Here is an 18,007-nt window from a genome sequence, read left to right on the forward strand (position 1 = left end):
GGCGTGACGCGGACAGGTGGGTCAGTGCACCGTGACGGTGGCGCCGCCGGGCACCAGCTCGCGCAGTTCCTCGGGGATCTCGGCGCCCATCTCGTCGGCGATCCGCAGCGCCTCCTCGATCAGCGTCTCCACGATCTGCGCCTCCGGCACGGTCTTGACGACCTTGCCCTTGACGAAGATCTGGCCCTTGCCGTTGCCGGAGGCGACGCCCAGGTCGGCCTCGCGGGCCTCGCCCGGACCGTTCACCACGCAGCCCATGACCGCGACGCGCAGCGGCACCGGCAGCCCCTCCAGGCCGGCGGTGACCTCCTCGGCCAGCTTGTAGACGTCGACCTGGGCCCGGCCGCAGGACGGGCAGGAGACGATCTCCAGGCCGCGCTCGCGCAGGCCCAGCGACTCCAGGATCGCCGCGCCGACCTTGATCTCCTCCACCGGCGGGGCGGAGAGCGAGACCCGGATCGTGTCGCCGATGCCCTCGGCCAGCAGCGCGCCGAACGCCACCGCCGACTTGATGGTGCCCTGGAACGCCGGGCCGGCCTCGGTGACGCCCAGGTGCAGCGGGTAGTCGCACTTCTCGGCGAGCAGCCGGTAGGCGCGGATCATCACCACCGGGTCGTTGTGCTTCACCGAGATCTTGATGTCCCGGAAGCCGTGCTCCTCGAACAGCGAGCACTCCCAGAGCGCGGACTCGACGAGCGCCTCGGCGGTGGCCCTGCCGTACTTGGCCAGCAGCCGCTTGTCCAGCGAGCCGGCGTTCACGCCGATCCGGATCGGCGTGCCCGCGTCACCGGCCGCCTTGGCGATCTCCTTGACCTTGTCGTCGAACTGCCGGATGTTGCCCGGGTTCACCCGCACCGCGGCGCAGCCCGCGTCGATCGCGGCGAAGACGTACTTCGGCTGGAAGTGGATGTCGGCGATCACCGGGATCTGCGACTTGCGCGCGATCGCCGGCAGCGCCTCCACGTCGTCCTGCGACGGCACGGCGACCCGGACGATCTGGCAGCCGGACGCGGTCAGCTCGGCGATCTGCTGGAGCGTGGCGTTGACGTCGGCGGTGAGGGTGGTGGTCATGGACTGCACCGACACCGGTGCGCCACCACCGACCGGCACCGAACCGACCATGATCTGGCGGCTGGCCCGGCGCGGGGCCAGCGGCGGCGGCGGTACGGGGGGCATACCGAGACTGACAGCGGTCACTTCAGGCACTCACCTTGAGAAGAGCGTGATCGGGTTGACCACGTCCGCGGTGACGGTCAGCAGCGTGAACACGCCACCCACCAGGATCACCGCGTACGTGAGGGGCATGAGCTTGAGGTAGTCGACGCGCCCCGGGTCGGTGCGGCCGATCCGGGCGTAGAGCCAGGAGCGGGCGCGCTCGAACCAGGCGATGGCGATGTGGCCGCCGTCCAGCGGGAGCAGCGGCAGCAGGTTGAACACGCCGATGAAGAAGTTCAGCGACACGAAGAGCATGAAGAACACCAGCCAGGCGTTGTTCTCCACGGCCTCGCCGCCGAGCCGGCTGGCGCCGACCACGCTGATCGGGGTGTCCACGTCGCGCTCCGCGCCGGTGATCGCGTGCCACAGCGCCGGCACCTTCTGCGGGATGCGCTGCATGGCGTGGAAGGTCTGCACCGCCATGTTGCCGGTGAAGTCGGCGGTGGCGCCGAACGCGGCGACCGGACCGTACTCCACCCGGGTCGGCGTGCTGGGCCGCAGCGCCACGCCCAGCGCGGAGACCGCCGAGGTGGCGCCCTTGGGGTCGTTCAGCGGCGGGCGCTGCACCGACGCCAGGTCGACGGTGGCGGTGGCCGGGGTGCCGTCGCGCAGGTAGGCGACGGTGGCCGGGCCGGGCTGCGTGCCGCGGACCACGTCGAGCATGTCGCCCCAGGTGGAGACCGGGCGGCCGTTCACCGCGGTGATCCGGTCGCCGTCCTTGAGCTGGGCCTGACCGGCCGGGCTGGCCGGGTCGCCGGCCTGGCAGGCGCGGGGGGCGTTCTCCACCACCACGCACGGGGCGAGCGCGATCACCGCCGGCTCGGCCCGGAAGCCGGCCTCGGTGGTGGGGAACTTCGGGTTCGGCAGGCCGGCGGAGACCGCGATGATCCAGAGCGCGACCAACGCGATGGCGAAGTGCATCGCGGAGCCGGCGGACATCACGATCGTCCGCTTCCACACCGGGTAGCGCCACATGGCGCGTTTCTCGTCCCCGGGCTCGACGTCGTCGTCCTGCGGGGTCATTCCGACGATCTTGCAGAAGCCGCCGAGCGGGATGCCCTTGACGCCGTACTCCGTCTCACCCCGCCTGAACGACCAGAGCGTCGGCCCGAAGCCGACGAAGTAGCGGGTGACCTTCATCCCGAACGCCTTGGCGGTCAGCATGTGCCCCGCCTCGTGCAGGCTCACCGAGATGAGGATCGCCAGGGCGAACAGCACCACCCCGAGCAGATAGCTCATCGAGCTCCTTCCACCGACCCGACGATGATCTCCTGGGCGTGCGCCCGTGCCCACGACTCGGCGGCGAGCACGTCCTCGACGGTACCTGGTTCGTCGAAATCGGGAGCGTCCTCCAGCACCCGCCCGAGGGTGTCCACGATGCCGAGGAACGGCAGCCGGCCCGCCACGAACGCGGCCACGCACTCCTCGTTGGCCGCGTTGTAGATCGCCGGTCGGCACCGTCCCGCCTCGCCGGCCGCCTTGGCCAGCGCCACCGCCGGGAAGGCGGCGTCGTCGAGCGGGGCGAACTCCCAGGTGTGCGCCGTGGTCCAGTCGACCGCGGCGGCGGCGTCGGGCACCCGGTCCGGCCAGCCGATACCCAGCGCGATGGGCAGCCGCATGTCCGGCGGGCTGGCCTGGGCGAGCGTGGAGCCGTCGACGAACTCGACCATCGAGTGGATCACCGACTGCGGGTGGACCATCACCTCGATGTCGGCGTACGGCACGTCGAACAGCTCGTGCGCCTCGATGACCTCCAACGCCTTGTTGACCATGGTGGCGGAGTTGATCGTGACGACCGGGCCCATCTGCCAGGTCGGGTGCGCCAGCGCCTGCTCCGGTGTGACGTCGGTCAACTCGTCGCGCCGCCGGCCCCGGAACGGCCCGCCGCTGGCGGTGACCACCAGCCGGCGCACCTCGCCCCGGGCGCCGCCGCGCAGGCACTGCGCCAGCGCCGAGTGCTCGCTGTCGACCGGAACGATCTGCCCCGGCCGTGCGACGGCGGCCTTCACCAGCGGGCCGCCGGCCACCAGCGACTCCTTGTTGGCCAGCGCGAGGGTACGCCCGGCGCGCAGCGCGGCCAGCGTCGGCGGCAGGCCCAACGAGCCGACCACGCCGTTGAGCACGACGTCGCACGGCCACTGCGCCAGCTCGGTCATCGCGTCCGGCCCGGCCACGGTCTTGGGAAGCTTGAAGTCGCCGGAGGCCCAGCCGCGCCGGCTCGCCTCGGCGTAGAACGCGAGCTGGAGATCCTGCGCGGCGGATGCCCGCGCCACCCCGACCGCCGCCACGCCCAGCTCCAGCGCCTGCGCGGCCAGCAGCGCCACGTTGCCGCCACCGGCGCCGAGCGCGACCACCCGGAACCGGTCCGGGTTGCGCTTGACGATGTCGATGGCCTGGGTGCCGATGGAGCCGGTCGAGCCGAGCAGCACGAGGTCTCGGGGAGTGGTCACGCGCCCATTGTTCCCCAGCGCCGCCGCACGCCTCACCCGGGCCGTTCCGGGGCCTCCTCGTCGAGCAGGTCGGCCGGGTCGACGCTGAACTCGAACGGCTGCCGCATCACGAACGTGGTCCCGGCTGCCGCGGCGGCCAGCGGCCGGTAGTCGTCGTCGACCAGTTCGTAGAGCGCGAGCGCCGGCACCCGGTTACGCAGGTCGACCCGGAGGAAGTACGGCACGCCGGCGGCGGCGTACTCCCGGGGCCGGTCGATGACATCCTTACGCCGGTTGCCGGGTGACACGATCTCCCCGAGAAGGACGGCTTGGCCGATGTCGACCGCGGATCGCCCGCCACCCGACGAGCGCAGCACGGCGATGTCGGGAATGAACAGGTCCTTGCCGAACACCAAGTTGATCTCCGGATAGACCCAGAGCCCCGCCCGGCGGGCGGCCCGGTGCAACAGGTAGGGCAACTCGCGCTCGACCGACTGGTGGTCGATGCCGGCATGTGGTGTCACGATCACGCTTCCGCTCAGGACCTCGACCTTCGGGCCGTTGGTCTCCGGTAGGAGATCGAGGGCAAGCTGCGCGGTCCACGGCTCGTCGTGCCAGCGGAGCACGTCGAACGACGGCTCGGCGGGCTGCGGTGCCGGCTCGGGCGCGAATGCGGCCTGGGCCATCGGGCTCACCCCCTCGGCGGGTAATCGTGCTACCACCCACCCTAGCGGCGCTGCCCCGTCTCGCCCTGCTCGCACACGGTGTCCGTCACGGCCTACCCGGGGATGACGCCATCGCGCCGAGAGGCGTAGAGGTCGGCGAGAAAGCGGTCCAACTCGTCGTCCGACTCGAACAGCTCGGGACGAGCCAGTTCGTCAAGGCAGGCGACCGGTTCAATTCCCTGACGAAGTGCGAGTTCGTCCGCCGTGAGCCCGGATTCCGCATCGGTCGGCCTGACCGCGCTCACCTTCGCCGCCGCACCGGATCGTCCGCTCTGCCGAAATCATGAAGGAGCGGAGGAAGGCCGTCCAGGCCGTCGGGCGGAAACGGAGCGCCGGGCCGTGGCGGTCGGTGCTGTCCCGTACGCCGACGACGTGCGGCAGGTTGGTGGCCACCTCGACGCACGTGGAACCGCCGTTGTCGCTGCGGGTGGAGGTTCGCCAGCGCGCGCCGGTCAGGTCCATGACTTCGTCAACTCCCGGATCAGCTCCCGGGAGGCCCGCCGGGGCAACGCCTCGCCCCGCAGGCTCTCCCACCTGCGGCGAAGATTATCCACGTCCTCCGACCGGTCGGTGACGTGTGCCCGCAGCGCGTTGTCCAGGTGGGCCACCTCGCCGCCGTCCGGCGTGCGGGCCAGGATGAACGGGCCGGCCAGGCCGGCGTGCATCCCCGCCTCGGCGGGCACCACGTGCACGGTGACGTTCGGCTGCTCGGTCACCCGCAGCAGATGCTCGAACTGCTCCACCATCACCGCCGGCTCCGCCACCGCCCGGCGCAGCGCCGCCTCGTCGATCACGGCCACCACCTCCGGCGGCGTCTCCCGCCCCAGGATCGCCTGCCGCTCCATCCGGGAGGTGATCCGCTGCTCGACCTCGCTCTCCCGCAGCATCCGGCCGCCGCGCAGCACCGCCCGGGCGTACGCCTCGGTCTGCACCAGGCCCGGCACCAGCGACGGCTCGAACCAGCGGATCAACGTCGCCTCCCGCTCCACGCTGATCCACTCGCGGAGCCACGGCGGCGCGGCGTCGGCGCGCACCAGCGTGAGCAGCCGCCCGAGGAGGCCGCTGGTCTCCAGCGCCGCGTCCGCCCGGGTCACGAAGTCCTGCGAGGGCGTGCGATGGCCGATCTCCACCATGCCGACCAGCGACGCCGAATAGTTGATCCGCAGGGCCAGATCCTCCTGCTTGAGCCCGCGATCCCGGCGGGCGCGGCGCAGCTCCGCCCCGAGGAACTCCAGCGTCGACACCGGTTCGCCGGCCATCACACCTCCACCACATCTCACCAGCCGATCGGCACAGCCGGGCCGGGAGCGCCCGCCGCCTTCCGACCGTAGTCGCGTCCACACCAGAGTGTGAACAGACACGACGGAGGAGCCCATGAGCAAGGACATCGGTCCGGCCGCGCTGGCCCGACACGTGGCGGTCCGGCCCGCCTGGCGGTGCCGGGCGTGCGCCGCGCCGTGGCCGTGCCAGCCGGCCCGACTGCGGCTGCGCCGCGAGTACGCACACGACCGCCCCGGCCTGGCCGTCTACCTCTGCGTGCTGATGCACGACGCGATCGCCGACGCGCTGCGGCTGGGCTCGGGCGAGGTCGACCCGGCCGAGTACTTCGCCCGGTTCGTCGGCTGGACCCGACCATGGCCGGTTCAGGACAGTACAGCTAGCTGCCCGGATTGCCGATCCGATCGCGCACCATGACGGCCCACGGATGGTGCAGGCCCTCAAGGATCCGCGCGGAGGCGCTCCAGTCCGCTCTGGCGGCGTTCCGGTCGCCCGCCGCCCACCGGTCCTCCGCCCGGTGCATCAGCACCTCCGCCTCGAAGAACGGGTCCCCCAGATCCCGGAACAACGCACGGGCGTGCTCGTAACATCGATCCGCCTGGCCCAGATCGCCCAGCTGTGCGCAGAGTCGGCCGAGAGTGTCCCAGGCGCTGGCTTCGCCGTGCCGCTCACCGAACCGCCGCAACAGAACCAGCGCCGTCCGGGTCTGACGGAACGACTGGCGGAGATTGCCAGCCAGCAGGTGGTACCAACCAGAGCTGTTGAGCGCTTCGGCACCAGCGCTGTGGTTGCCCGCCAGCAGGAAGAGGAGCCTCGCCCGCCGGGAGTGGTGGAGGGCGCCGGGCAGGTCGCGGCGCTGTTGACGCACATACGCCAACCCGTGGTGGGCCCGCGCCCGCCCGCCGAGGTCTCCGATCCGGCTCGACAGCCGCAGCGCCCGACGCAGGCTGGCCTCGGCCGCATCGTGGTCGCCGAGGCGCAGGTAGGCGCGGGCCATACCGCGCAGTGCGTACGACATGCCGCGGGCGTCGGAGCCCACTCGGGCGGCACGGAGGGCGACGCGGTTCACCACCAGTTGGTCGGCCCAGTGGCCGCCGCGGGACAGGAACGTGGTCATCGCCCACGCCAACTGCCATGCGTGGGTCGCCATGCCGTGCTCGGCGGCCAGGTGCACCATGGCGACGAGGGTTGTCCGGTGCGCCCGGTACCAGGCGTTGGCGTCCTCCTCGTCGGCGAGCGGGTGGACGGTGACACCCGGCGCCGGGGTGATCGTGGGGAGCGGTTCCCGGCGCGGCTCAAGGAGACGGGCACCCGCAACCGCGGTCTGCAGGTAGTGATCGCCGAGCCGCCGCAGCGCGGACATGCGGTCGGCATCGCTGTCCCGCCGCCCTCGTTCCTTGGCGAAGGCGGCCACCAGGTCGTGCAGGTGCCACCGGCGGTCGGCCGTCTCGCCGATCAGGTGGACCCGGGCCAGCTCGGCGAGCAGCAGGCCCACCTGCTCGGGTGGGCGCCCGACCAGGCTTGCCGCCGCCGCCTCGTTGGCGGCGCCGGGATGCAGTCCAAGCACCCGGAAGACCTGCCGGGCCCCGGGGTTCAGCAACCGGTATGAGCCGAGGAGACAGGAGCGCAGGTCTGTCGGGCTGTCGTGGCTGGCCAGACTGTCGAGCCGTGGCACGGCACCGGTCAGGTCACCCGCGACGACGGCCAGCGGCACCGCGGGCTGGGAGACGATACGGGCAGCCGTCACCGCCAGGGCGAGCGGCAGGCCGCCACAGCGGTCGACGATCACGTGCGCGGCGGTCGGTTCGGCATCGAGGCGGCCGGCGCCGACCCGGCGGCGCAGCAGTTGTCGCGACTCGTCGTCGCTGAGCGGGCTGAGGCTGACCGGGTGTGCGGACGCCGCCGCGACCAGCCCCAGGAGCCGGTCCCGGCTGGTGACGACGACTACGGATCCCGGTGCCGCGACCAACAGCAGTCGGACGTGCTCCGCGTCGCGGGCGTTGTCGAGCAGCAACAACATTCGCTTGCCGGCGAGCAGGCTGCGCAGCAGGCCAGTCCGGCCCGTCTCGTCGACCGGCATAGCCGCTGCGGGAACCCCCAGCGCGCCCAGGAACGCGTGGACCGCCGAGGTGGCAGCCAGCGGCGGTTGGCTGGGGTCGAATCCGGACAGGTTGACGAAGAGCTGTCCGTCCGGGAAGCGGTCCTTCACCCGGTGCGCCCAGTGCACCGCGAGCGAGGTCTTACCGATGCCTGGCGGACCTACCACCAGGGTCGTCGTGCCCACGGTTGGCGTCTCTGTGCGGAGCAGCGCGTCCATCACGGCCAGAGCGTCGGCGCGTCCGGTGAAGGAGGCGGTGTCCGGCGGCAGTTGAGCCGGAAGGGGTCGACTCGCCGTGGAGGCGCCTCCTGTCCCGTCCGTCGGCGAGCTGAGTCCCGGAGCGGCCCGTGACCGCTCGTGAAAGTCGCGCCGCTCGTCACCGGACAGCCCCAACGCCTCGGCCAGCAACCGCACGGTCTGCTGGCGGGGTTGCCGGATCCGCCCGGTTTCCAGGTCACGAAGGTTCCGCACGCTGATTCCCGACCGAGCGGCGAGCTCCTCCTGAGAGAGGTTCAGCGACTGTCGACGCGACTTGATCAAAGGACCGAATTCCATCGCTTGTCCTGTTCCTCAGCCGTCGTGGAGGAAGTCGCCGGTGGATCGCCGGTCAGTCGCCTGGATCGGCTCCGGTGTGCTCACGACACTACAAGTCATAGACAAACGTCAGCGCGGGCAGATCGGCCGGCACCCGCGCCGCGTTCCTTCCGACAAGCCGGAAGCCCTTTTCGGCGGCCCTAGGAGGTTCTGCATGTTCCAGCGAACGCTGTCCGCACTCACCCGACCGAGCCGGGCTCTCGCCGTGGCCGCAACGACGGCAGCGGCCCTTCTGGCAGTCAGCTCTCCGGCCTCGGCCGTGGTGACCCCATCCGCCAGCTACGCCGACTGCCCCGCTTCCCACGTGTGCTTCTACACCGGCAGCGGCGGGTCAGGCAACATGTGCCGCTGGTCGGACGCCGACCCGGACTGGACGTCGGGGATCGACCGCTGCTCCTGGGCCCGGAGCGCTCCGGCCCGCTCGGTGTACAACCGCGGAACCTCCACCTCCTACACGGCGGTGGCGTTCTACACGGGCACGTACTACACCGGCTACAACGGGTGCATGGGGCAGGGTTGGCAGGGCAACATCGGCCCTGCCTACCTGCTCTCGCACAGGTGGATCACCTCCCCCTGCTGACCGCGGGGTGAGGCCGCGGCCGCGTCAACGTGGGCCGCGGCCGCCAGGCCGGGCGGGCCACGGACTGATCATCCGAGGCCCGCCCTCGCGGCATCAGCGGTCGCGGTCACCGGACGCGGCGAGGTGCTCCAGGTGCCGCATGGGCAGGTGCGGCGGCTGCCACTCCAGGAACAGCGCGGTGGCGTCGTCGTCAAGCTCGTCCTGCTGGTACGCGAGGACGGCGCGGATCAGGCGACGCATCGTCTCCGGGCTGGGCAGCCGGTCGTTGAGGGCACGCTCGACGAAGTCGACCAGCCGGTCCAGCCCGAACCGCTCCCTGTTGTCGCCGCGCGCGTCGGTGATGCCGTCGGTGTAGGCGAGGATGCGATCGCCCGGGTGCAGCGCCTCCTCGTGCACCCGGGGGCGCTTGCCCGACAGGTTGCCCAGGCCGAGCGGCAGCGCGGTCGGGCCGGGCAGCGCCCGGACGGCCCGGCCGTCCCGCAGCAGCATGGCGCCCGGATGGCCCGCGTTGATGATCCGGAGCAGACCGGTACGCCTGTCGAGTTCGGCGAGCAGCGCGGTCGCGAACGTGCCGGGGTGTTCGGCGCGCACCCACCTGTCGATGCTGATCGCCGTGTCGACCAGGTCGAGGCCGGTACGCCGGGCGTTGCGGTACGCGCTGACCACGAGCGAGGCCAACGCGCTCGCCTTGATGCCGTGCCCGCAGGTGTCGAAGAGCCCGACGCTGAGCACGTCGCCGTTGAGCGCGTAGTCGAAGATGTCCCCGCCGACGTCGTAGCAGGGTTCGAGGATGGCGGTGATCACCAGGTCGTCGGTGGCGAACGTCAGCGGCGGCAGCAGCCCCCAGACGATCTCGGCGGCGACCTGCATCGGCAGGCGGCGGCGGATCCGCTCGACGGCGTCACCGTAGAGCCGGCGGTTCACCAGGAGCTGGGCGACGTTGACCGCCACCTCCCAGGCCGGCCGCTCCAGCGCCGGGTCGCCGGCGGCCGGGGACACGACCTCCAGCACCCCCAGCCGTTCGCAGCCGAGCAGCAGGGGCACCCAGAGCCGGTCCGGGTGGGCGGGCGCGCGCTGCACCTCAAGGCTGGTGAACGCCCGACCGGCCAGCGTCGTCTCGATCGTCAGCTCGCCCCGGGCCGGGCCGGCGCCGGGCAGGGGGACGAGCGACGACTGTGTGTAGTCGGCCAGGTAGATCACGATCTCGCTGGCGCCGATGGCCGGCGCTGCGCTGCTCACCAGGAGTGACAACTCGTCCGGCCCGCCCCGGGACGCGTGGAGTTGCAGCCAACGTGCTGCCTCGCCGCCGTCGACCACCGCACCTCCCCCGCGTCCCCACCACCGTAGGAGTCCGACGGCGAACTGCCAACGTACGGGCACCGGACGAGACGAGGAACTCCGGCTAGGCGGGACGGTCCAGGACGAACGTCTCCAGCTCCGCGCCGCCGTACCAGTCGGTGCGGACGCCCAGGTGCGTCATGCCGAGGCGCCGGGCCACCGCCGTCGACGGCTCGTTGCCGGCCATCACCACCGCGTACACCCGGCCGGTGCCGGTGGCGAACTCCCGCTCCAGCACCGCCCGGGCCGCCTCGGTGGCGTAGCCCTGGCCCTGCGCGTCGGGGTGCAGGTGCCAGCCGACCTCCAGGTCGTCGGTAGGCGTGACACCGTCCCGGCCGGGCAGCGGCTTGAGCAGCACGCTGCCGGCCGCGCAGCCCGTCGCGTGCGGTTCGATCGCCCACAGGCCCCACCGACCGGCGTACGGCGCGTTGCGCTCGCGCCAGGAACGCACCCGCTCCAGCGCGTCGCCGGGCCGGGTCAACCGCCCCTTCCCGCCGCCCAGCCAGCGCATCACCTCCGCACGGGAGTAGATGTCGTAGACCCGGGCGAGGTCGTCGGGTGACTCGGTCCAGTCCCGGACCACCAGCCGCTCGGTCGAGGCGATCATCATGACGCCGGATCGTAATGCGTGGCCGGCGACCGCACGGGGAACGAGGGGGCGATGGGCGACGGCTGGCAACGCACGAAGCGGATCACCTCGGCGGCGTTCCGGCCGGTCCGGGGCCGGGACCTCTCGCTGCACGCCGCCGCGATCACGTTCTACGGCGCGATCGCCGTGGTGCCGGTGGCGCTGCTGGCGATCTGGCTCACCGGGCTGCTCGCCGGCGCCGACCGGGTGCGCCGGCTGACCTCGTACGCGATCGACACGCTGCCCACCGAGATCGGCGCGCACCGGGCGGTGGCCGCGCTGGTCGAGGCCGGATTGGGGCTGACCCCGCTGCTGGCGCTCGCCTCGCTGCTGCCGGCCTCGCTCTACGGCGAGGGGCTGCGCCGGGCGTTCGTCTCGGTGGCCGAGCCGCGCGCCGAGTCCGGCGCGCTTGTCGGCTGGCGCGGCCGGCTGCTGCTGCTGCCGCTGCTCGCGCCCGCCCCGGCCCTGCTGCTGTCGATCCTGCTGGCGCTGCCGCTGACCACCCGGCTGGTCCGGCAGGGCGGCTGGATCGGCGCGCTCGGTGTGGTGCTGTCGTTCCTGGCGGTGTGGCTGGTGCTCACGCCGGTGCTGGTGTGGGTGTTCCGGGTGGTCGGCCCGGCCTCCCCGGACTGGTTGTCCACGCTCGGCATGGGCTCGTTCACCGCCGCGAACCTCTCCGGCTTCCTGCACGGTTTCGTGCTGTTCTGCTCGCTGCCGCTGAACCTGGGCGTGCCGTTCGGCGGGTTCGACGAGATCGGCGGCGGGGTGGCGGTGCTGCTCTGGCTCTACCTGTTCCACGTGATCGTGCTGGCCGGCTACTCGGCCACGCTGGCGTTGAGCCGGTGGCGGGCCGCCCGGGCGGCGGCCCGCGCCTGAGCCGGTCAGCGCCGGAACGGGCCGCGCACCTCGTAGGTGATGCCGCCGGTGCCGGCCTTCGCGCCGCTGGTGCCGCGCTGGGACGAGAAGTAGAGCCGGCTGCCGTCCGGCGCGAACGCCGGGCCGGTGAGTTCCGACGCCGACTGCCCGAGCAGCCGCAGGAACGGCGTCACCACGCCGGCCGGCGTGATCATGTTGATCTCCATGTCGCCGCCGTCCTCGGCCACGTAGAGGTCGCCGCCTCCGGTGCCGGTGATGTTGTCCACCCCGGTCAGCGGCGCCGCGCCGGCCTCCACCAGCGAGTCGTCGTACGCGAGGTCGAGCCGCTCCCGCGCCGCGTCGTACGCCCACACCCGGTTGTCGCCCTTGGTGGTGAACCAGCAGGTGTCGTCCGCGTACCAGCAGCCCTCGCCGCCGGCGAACGACTTCGCGGCGCCCACCTGGAAGCGGGTGGGCACCGGGAAACCGTCCCGGTCCGGCAGGTCCCGCCAGGTCACCGGGCCGGCCACCTGGTCGTCCGGGGCGCAGAGCACCTGCACCCGACCGGTGCGCAGGTCACCCCAGGTGTCCGGGACGAAGCGGTAGAAGCAGCCGTCCGGCTCGTCCTCGGTCAGGTAGACCACCTGCCGGACCGGGTCGCAGGCCGCCGCCTCGTGCTTGAAGCGACCCATCCGGGTCCGCTCCTCGCCGCCCCGGCCGCCGTCCGGCCAGGTCTCGAACACCCGGCCCAGCGGCACCTCCTCGCAGGAGAGCCACGTCCCCCACGGGGTGGGACCGCCGGCGCAGTTGTTGTTGGTGCCGCCGAGGATCCGGTACGCGGCGACGATCGTGCCGTCCGCCGCGAAGCGCACCGCCGAGGCGCCGCCGACAAGCGGCACCTCCGAGTTGGAGACGTAGTACCAGCCGTCGCCGGCCGGGAAGCACGCGCCGCCGTCCGGCGCCGGGTGCCAGACGTACGAGGTGCCGGCGACCCGCTGGCCGGAACGGGCGATCACCCGACTGGTGAAGCCGGCCGGCAACCGGAGACCGTTGGCGTCGGCGGCCAGCAGGTCACCGTAGGGGCCGGGGCCGGGCTGGGCGGGCGCTGCCGGCGCGGCGGCGGCCCAGAGGCTGCCCACGAAGGCGGTGCCGCCCGCCACGGTGGCAGCACGCAGGACGGTGCGACGATCCATCGGATGACCTCCCCGAGACGATGGCTCCCCGCCGACGGTAGACCCGTCGTCGCATCGACCGCTGCCGCTGCGCGGTGAACGCCGGATGACGTCAGAGCCGGTCGACGTACCGCTTCGCCTCGGCCAGCGACCAGTTCGTGTGCTCCCGCACCAGCTTGACGGCGTGGATCTTCTTCCCGGCGTGCACCAGCCGGGTCGCCTCGGCGCGCACCTCGTCGTCTCCGACCGGCCCGGACAGCCCACCCGGCCGGGCCGGCAGCGGGCCGCCCGCCCGCAACGCGTCGACCGCCTGCTTCGCCTCCAGCAGCGGCAGCCCGGTCTGCTGGCGCAACAGCCGGACCGCCTCGACCGTGTGCCCCGCACGGGCCAGCCGGAGCACCTCCCCCTGTCCACCGCCGGCGGCCGGGTCCGGGGCGACCAGATCCCGGGGACGGCCGGCGGACCGCCGGAGCACGAACCAGAGCAGGAGCAGGACGACGAGCACGGCCGGGAGCGCGAACTGGACTGCCTCGGGCATGCCGGCCACGGTAGCGCCCGGCCGCGAACCCTCCCGCCGGGGTCGGCCCGGCAGTAGGCTCCGTTCCCATGAGTGACGGGACTGAGCTGCCGGCACGCGCCGACGTCGTCGTGGTCGGCTCCGGGCACAACGGCCTGGTCTCGGCGATCCTGCTGGCCCGCGCCGGCCTCGACGTGCTGGTGCTGGAGGCGGCCGAGGTGATCGGCGGCGCCACCCGCACCGAGAACCCGTTCCCGCTGGTGCCCGGGCTGCGTCACTCCACCGGGTCGTACCTGCTCGGGTTGATGCCGCCGGAACTGCTCGCCACGCTCGACGTGAGCATTCCGGTGCTGCGCCGCGACCCGCACTACTTCCTGCCCACGCCCGGCGGCCCCGGCGCGCCGTACCTCCTCTCCGGCAGCGACGCGGCGGCCACCCGGCGGCAGCTCACCGAGATGTTCTCGGCGGCGGACGTGACGGCCGACGACGCGCTCCAGGCCGAGCTGGCGCAGCTCCGCGAGGACCTCGCGCCGGCGTGGCTGGCCGAGCCGCTGCCGGTCGACGAGACCGCCGAACGCTACGTCCGGCCGGCCCTGCGGCAGGTCTTCGTCGACCTGGTCCGCGGCTCGGTCGCCGACCACCTGGCCCGCTTCGACTTCCGCTCCGAGCTGCTGGTCAGCATGTACGCGGTCACCGACGGCCTGTCCGGGCTCAACGCCGGCCCCGACGACCCGGGCACCGGGCACAACTTCCTGGTGCACAACATGTGCCGGCTGCCCGGCGCGGACGGCACCTGGATGATCGCCGAGGGCGGCATGGGCACCGTGTCGCGCACGTTCGCCGACGCGGCCCGGGGCGCGGGCGCCCGCATCGTCACCGGCGCCCCGGTCACCGCGATCACGCTGGACGCCGGCGCCGCGTCGGGCGTGGTGCTGGCCGACGGTCGGGAGGTCGGCGCGTCAGTGGTGCTGGGCGCGTGTGACCCGTACCGGCTGATCGACCTGTTGCCCGACGGCGCGCTCCCGGCGGAGCTGGGCGCGCGGATGGCGGCGGTCCGCCGGCCCGGCACCACGCTCAAGCTCAACCTGGCGCTCACCGGGCTGCCCCGCTTCTCCTGCCTGCCGGCCGACGCGCCGAGCCCGTTCGGCTCGACCATCCACCTGCTGCCCGGCTCCGACTCGCTGGTCGGCGGCGGCGGTGAGTCGCCGATGACGGCGCTGCGCGGCATGTGGGCCGACGTCCGGGCCGGGCGGCTGCCCGACGAGCCGACCATCGAGTGGTACGTGCACACCACCGTCGACCCGTCGCTACAGGACCCCGCCGGGCACCACTCGTCGGCGCTGTTCGTCCAGTCGGTCCCCTACGAGCTGGCCGGCACCACCTGGGACGCGGCGCTGCCCGGGTACGTCGAGCGGCTGGTCGCGATCTGCGAGCGGTACGCGCCGGGCACCGCCGACCTGATCGCGGACGCGGTGCCGCTGCCCCCGCCCGGCATCGAGGCCCACTTCGGCATCACCGGCGGGCACATCCACCACGTCGACAACACGGTGTCGTTCACCGACCGGATGCCGTACGCCACCGGCGTGGACGGCGTCTACGCCGGCAGCGCCGGCTGCCACCCGGCGGGCAGCGTGATCGGCGCCGCCGGCCACAACGCCGCCCGCCGCATCCTCGCCGATCTGGGGTAAGGAGGGGCCCCCTGTTAACGCCTGCGGTATAGGAGGGGCCCCCTTCTAACACCTCACGACGAGGCGGCCTCCTGCCCGGCGCGCGGCAGGTCGCCCGGGCCACGGATCACGTAGAGCCCGATCAGCAGCAGGTACGCCAGCAGGCTGAGGACCGGGTCGACGAAGACGACCGCGAACGCGGCCAGGTACAGCAGCGGGCCGAGCCGGAACCGGCGGGCCACCGTCCGGGCCAGTCGCGGGTCGAGATCCGGGTGCAGCAGGCCCCGGCGGCGGGCCCACCACCAACTCAGGTTGAAGAACATCGCCTCGCCGAGCACCGTGCCGACGTACAGCGCCGCGCTCAGCCGCTGGTCGCCGACCGAGCCGCGCAGATGGTCCGCCAGCAGGTTCGCGGTGAACGGGATGGCGGCCACGAACATCAGCAGCAGCAGGTTCAACACCAGCAGCATCTGGTCGACCCGGCAGACGTAGCGCCACATGTTGTGGTGCGTCAGCCAGACCTGGCCGACGACCGCGAACGTGATCACGTACGCCAGGTAGGCCCGCCACTCGTGTGCCAACGCGGCCGGCAGCCCCCGGTCGTCCGGGGCGTCCGGGCCGAACTGGAGCAGCTCGACCGCCATCAGCGTGAGCACGATGGCGATCACCGCGTCGCTGAACGCCTCCACCCGGGAGGCGTCCCGCGCCATCTCGCTGCTGCGCGCGAACCGGTACGCCGGCTCCCGGTCCGCGCCCGTCACGCCGCCCCCCTCACCAGGAGATGGTCGCGCGCCGGGGGCGGCGGGCGGGGCGAAAGCGTCAGATGACCGGGGTCCCGGCCGGCGCCGGCGTCTCCTCGTCGGCCCGGTGGGCGCGGATCTTGTGCCCGACGCTGGTCAGGCACCGACCGCTGGGCAGGTCGAACTTCCAGCCGTGGAGCTGGCAGGTGAGCTGGTCACCGTCGACGATGCCGAACCGGCTCAGGTCCGCCTTCAGGTGCGGGCAGCGCCGCTGCACCACCCAGCCGTCGACCGTGATGTCCTCGGCGTCGACCGCGCGCTCGTGCTCGTCGTACCAGCCCTCGGCGTACTGGAGGCGCTCCTCGGAGAGGCACTTGAAGAACGCGTAGACGAACTCGTTGTACTGGCCGATCCGGGCCGCCGAGAACCGGCAGGAGAGGAAGAGCGAGTTGACCCAGTCGACCTCGCCGATGTGGAACAGGTGCTCGATCAGCGCCCGCTCGGTGCGGAACCGGTAGCGGACCTTCTCGTCCGCGTACGGCCGGACCTCCTTGCCCGGGAAGTCCACCACGATCGACTCGACGTCGGCGCCGTCGTAGCTCACCAGGTCGAAGCGGACCGGGCCGCCGACGCCCTTGGCCAGGTAGATCGACTCGTCGAGCAGCGGCTCGATCCGACGCTTCATCTCGGCCAGCACGTCGATCTCCGGGTGCCGCCAGGACGCCTTCTCGGCCTCGATGACGCCGCGCTTGCGCTCCCGCATCTCCTCCAGGTGGGCGACCTTGTTCGCGAAGAACTCCTCCACCGGCTGCGGGTGGGTGGTGGTCGCGCCCTCGGTGGTGATCTCGGTGACGCTGCCGGGCAGCAGCACGATGCCGTTGTGGCCGCCGACCTTGGCGTACTCGGCCAGGAAGACCGACTGGTCGGGGAAGATGTTGCCCTCGTCGCCGAAGATGTCGTTGAACTGCCACAGCTCGTCGTCGAGGAAGCAGGGCGGGCCGGCGATCGGGAAGACGTGGTCGGCCTTCAGGTCGTCGATGTAGCGCCAGGTGCGGTCGAACTGCCGGTCCCGCTTCTGCTTGCCGAACGCGGTCTTCGCCGACTGCGGCAGCTCGTAGACCATCGGGTACCAGATCGCGCCGGAGAACTGGAGCATGTGCGCGTGCACGTGGCCCAGCTCGGCGAAGACGGTCAGGTCGGTGGGGCGGGCGTCGTTCTGGTTGAGCAGCCGGACGCCGTCGTACTCGACCCAGAGCGACGAGTCGCCGATCGGGCCGTCGGTCGGGCTGGTCAACGCCTGGATCATGATCTTGAGGCCGCCGGGCAGCTCCACCACCTGCTCGTTCGGGGCCTTCAGGAACGTCGTGAAGCCCAGCTCCCGCAGCTCGTCCTCCATCTCGGAGGTCGGGTACTCGGGCAACAGGACGGTGGCGTCCTTCGAGACGAAGTCCCGCAGGTGCTTCGCGTCGAAGTGGTCCCGGTGCAGGTGCGACACGTACAGGTAGTCGACCTGGCCCAGCGTCGCCCAGTCGAGCTGGGAGTTGTCGGGGAAGGGGAACCACGAGGCGAAGTAGGCGGGATTGACCCACGGGTCGCACAGGATGCTGCCCGCGGGCGTGTCGATCCGCATGCTGGCGTGGCCCGTACCGGTCACTCGCACCGTAGTCCCCCTCAAAAAGGCATCAGGCGTACGACAAGACGCTACCGGAGACAGTGTGGTCGTCGTCCCGCGACGCCCACAGTGCCGGCCGGCCCCCGCGGAACAGGTCCAACGGCCCGGGCCGATCCGCCCACCGTCGCGCCGGCCGCCGGTCGCCCGTGCGGGTCGTCCGACCGCGTCGGGTCGGACCCTGCGCCGGGCTCGGCACGCGGCGTGCCAGACTAACCGGAGATCCGATCGCGAGGGAAGGACCGACAGTGGCAGGAGACGAGCCGGTAACCGCGCCAGACCAGCACAGGCCCGGGCACCGCAGGTCCGGACGGATCGGTGCGGTGGTGTCGGCGGTGGCCCTGGTGTTGATGGCGCTCTGCGGCACCGAGGAGGGCCGGGTGGAGCACATCTGGCTGTTCGGGATCGCCGCGCTGCTGCTCGCCATCGTCATCGGCGACGCCGTGCTGCGCCGCAACGGCCTGCGGTCCTGACACCCGGCACCAGCGGTACGCGGAAGGGC

General features: G+C 72.4%; 18 protein-coding genes and 1 pseudogene. 5 read left to right on the forward strand and 14 right to left on the reverse strand.

Annotated features, from left to right (window positions below):
• Positions 1 to 21 precede the first annotated feature (21 nt).
• The 7 genes and pseudogenes from ispG to ACZ6O5_RS07605 form a co-directional block, all read right to left on the reverse strand.
• Positions 22 to 1,197, reverse strand: a complete 1,176-nt coding sequence (ispG, locus tag ACZ6O5_RS07575) for a flavodoxin-dependent (E)-4-hydroxy-3-methylbut-2-enyl-diphosphate synthase (RefSeq protein ID WP_396775144.1) — start codon at positions 1,195 to 1,197, stop codon at positions 22 to 24.
• A gap of 9 nt (positions 1,198 to 1,206) precedes the next feature.
• Entirely contained in the window at positions 1,207 to 2,454 is a 1,248-nt protein-coding gene (locus tag ACZ6O5_RS07580; protein ID WP_465975207.1) for a M50 family metallopeptidase, read from the reverse strand.
• Positions 2,451 to 3,665, reverse strand: coding sequence for a 1-deoxy-D-xylulose-5-phosphate reductoisomerase (dxr, locus tag ACZ6O5_RS07585; RefSeq protein ID WP_465975209.1), 1,215 nt, complete (start codon positions 3,663 to 3,665; stop codon positions 2,451 to 2,453). The genes ACZ6O5_RS07580 and dxr overlap by 4 nt, the downstream gene beginning before the upstream one ends.
• Positions 3,666 to 3,697: 32 nt before the next feature.
• Positions 3,698 to 4,330, reverse strand: a complete 633-nt coding sequence (locus tag ACZ6O5_RS07590; protein ID WP_465975211.1) for a Uma2 family endonuclease — start codon at positions 4,328 to 4,330, stop codon at positions 3,698 to 3,700.
• 92 nt (positions 4,331 to 4,422) lie between these two features.
• Entirely contained in the window at positions 4,423 to 4,614 is a 192-nt protein-coding gene (locus tag ACZ6O5_RS07595; RefSeq protein ID WP_107155982.1) for a hypothetical protein, read from the reverse strand.
• Positions 4,615 to 4,663: 49 nt separating this feature from the next.
• Positions 4,664 to 4,831, reverse strand: a pseudogene (locus ACZ6O5_RS07600) (DUF397 domain-containing protein); the annotation flags it as partial.
• Positions 4,822 to 5,628, reverse strand: a complete 807-nt coding sequence (locus ACZ6O5_RS07605; protein WP_465975213.1) for a helix-turn-helix domain-containing protein — start codon at positions 5,626 to 5,628, stop codon at positions 4,822 to 4,824. The gene ACZ6O5_RS07605 and the pseudogene ACZ6O5_RS07600, both read right to left, overlap by 10 nt.
• 115 nt (positions 5,629 to 5,743) lie before the next feature.
• Between ACZ6O5_RS07605 and ACZ6O5_RS07610 the strand changes: the two genes are divergently transcribed.
• Positions 5,744 to 6,064 (forward strand): hypothetical protein, encoded by a 321-nt coding sequence (locus ACZ6O5_RS07610; protein WP_465975215.1) that lies wholly within the window; start codon positions 5,744 to 5,746, stop codon positions 6,062 to 6,064.
• Here the strand turns inward: ACZ6O5_RS07610 and ACZ6O5_RS07615 are convergent.
• Complete coding sequence (locus ACZ6O5_RS07615) at positions 6,027 to 8,285, reverse strand: ATP-binding protein (RefSeq protein ID WP_465975217.1); 2,259 nt, start codon at positions 8,283 to 8,285, stop codon at positions 6,027 to 6,029. The two genes, ACZ6O5_RS07610 and ACZ6O5_RS07615, sit on opposite strands and share 38 nt — an antisense overlap.
• A gap of 313 nt (positions 8,286 to 8,598) precedes the next feature.
• Between ACZ6O5_RS07615 and ACZ6O5_RS07620 the strand changes: the two genes are divergently transcribed.
• Positions 8,599 to 8,919, forward strand: coding sequence for a peptidase inhibitor family I36 protein (locus ACZ6O5_RS07620; protein ID WP_465975219.1), 321 nt, complete (start codon positions 8,599 to 8,601; stop codon positions 8,917 to 8,919).
• 93 nt (positions 8,920 to 9,012) lie between these two features.
• Here the strand turns inward: ACZ6O5_RS07620 and ACZ6O5_RS07625 are convergent, their stop codons facing one another.
• On the reverse strand, positions 9,013 to 10,236 hold the full coding sequence (locus tag ACZ6O5_RS07625; RefSeq protein WP_465975221.1) for a PP2C family protein-serine/threonine phosphatase: 1,224 nt from the start codon (positions 10,234 to 10,236) through the stop codon (positions 9,013 to 9,015).
• Between the two features lie 85 nt (positions 10,237 to 10,321).
• Positions 10,322 to 10,867 (reverse strand): GNAT family N-acetyltransferase, encoded by a 546-nt coding sequence (locus ACZ6O5_RS07630; RefSeq protein WP_465975223.1) that lies wholly within the window; start codon positions 10,865 to 10,867, stop codon positions 10,322 to 10,324.
• 51 nt (positions 10,868 to 10,918) lie between these two features.
• Between ACZ6O5_RS07630 and ACZ6O5_RS07635 the strand changes: the two genes are divergently transcribed.
• On the forward strand, positions 10,919 to 11,761 hold the full coding sequence (locus ACZ6O5_RS07635) for a YhjD/YihY/BrkB family envelope integrity protein (RefSeq protein WP_107155980.1): 843 nt from the start codon (positions 10,919 to 10,921) through the stop codon (positions 11,759 to 11,761).
• Between the two features lie 5 nt (positions 11,762 to 11,766).
• On the opposite strand, the gene ACZ6O5_RS07640 is transcribed toward ACZ6O5_RS07635, so the two are convergent.
• Together ACZ6O5_RS07640 and ACZ6O5_RS07645 are read right to left on the reverse strand one after the other, a co-directional pair.
• Positions 11,767 to 12,933 carry an alkaline phosphatase PhoX gene (locus ACZ6O5_RS07640; protein ID WP_465975225.1) on the reverse strand — a complete coding sequence of 389 codons (1,167 nt, stop codon included), beginning with the start codon at positions 12,931 to 12,933 and terminating at the stop codon, positions 11,767 to 11,769.
• Positions 12,934 to 13,024: 91 nt separating this feature from the next.
• Positions 13,025 to 13,450: a 50S ribosomal protein L7/L12 gene (locus ACZ6O5_RS07645; protein ID WP_465975227.1), complete on the reverse strand. Its 426-nt coding sequence runs from the start codon at positions 13,448 to 13,450 to the stop codon at positions 13,025 to 13,027.
• Positions 13,451 to 13,518: 68 nt separating this feature from the next.
• Here ACZ6O5_RS07645 and ACZ6O5_RS07650 point away from each other — a divergent pair, with 68 nt between their 5' ends.
• Positions 13,519 to 15,117, forward strand: coding sequence for a phytoene desaturase family protein (locus tag ACZ6O5_RS07650; protein WP_465975229.1), 1,599 nt, complete (start codon positions 13,519 to 13,521; stop codon positions 15,115 to 15,117).
• Between the two features lie 53 nt (positions 15,118 to 15,170).
• Here the strand turns inward: ACZ6O5_RS07650 and ACZ6O5_RS07655 are convergent, their stop codons facing one another.
• Together ACZ6O5_RS07655 and ACZ6O5_RS07660 are read right to left on the reverse strand one after the other, a co-directional pair.
• Positions 15,171 to 15,806, reverse strand: a complete 636-nt coding sequence (locus ACZ6O5_RS07655; RefSeq protein WP_465975900.1) for a TMEM175 family protein — start codon at positions 15,804 to 15,806, stop codon at positions 15,171 to 15,173.
• Between the two features lie 109 nt (positions 15,807 to 15,915).
• A complete protein-coding gene (locus tag ACZ6O5_RS07660; RefSeq protein WP_465975231.1) occupies positions 15,916 to 17,496 on the reverse strand; it encodes a Rieske 2Fe-2S domain-containing protein in 1,581 nt (526 codons plus the stop codon).
• 257 nt (positions 17,497 to 17,753) lie between these two features.
• On the opposite strand from ACZ6O5_RS07660, the gene ACZ6O5_RS07665 reads away from it, so the two are divergent.
• Positions 17,754 to 17,978 carry a DUF2631 domain-containing protein gene (locus ACZ6O5_RS07665; protein ID WP_107155975.1) on the forward strand — a complete coding sequence of 75 codons (225 nt, stop codon included), beginning with the start codon at positions 17,754 to 17,756 and terminating at the stop codon, positions 17,976 to 17,978.
• Positions 17,979 to 18,007: the final 29 nt, after the last annotated feature.

This window comes from Micromonospora sp. NPDC049201 (assembly GCF_055586805.1).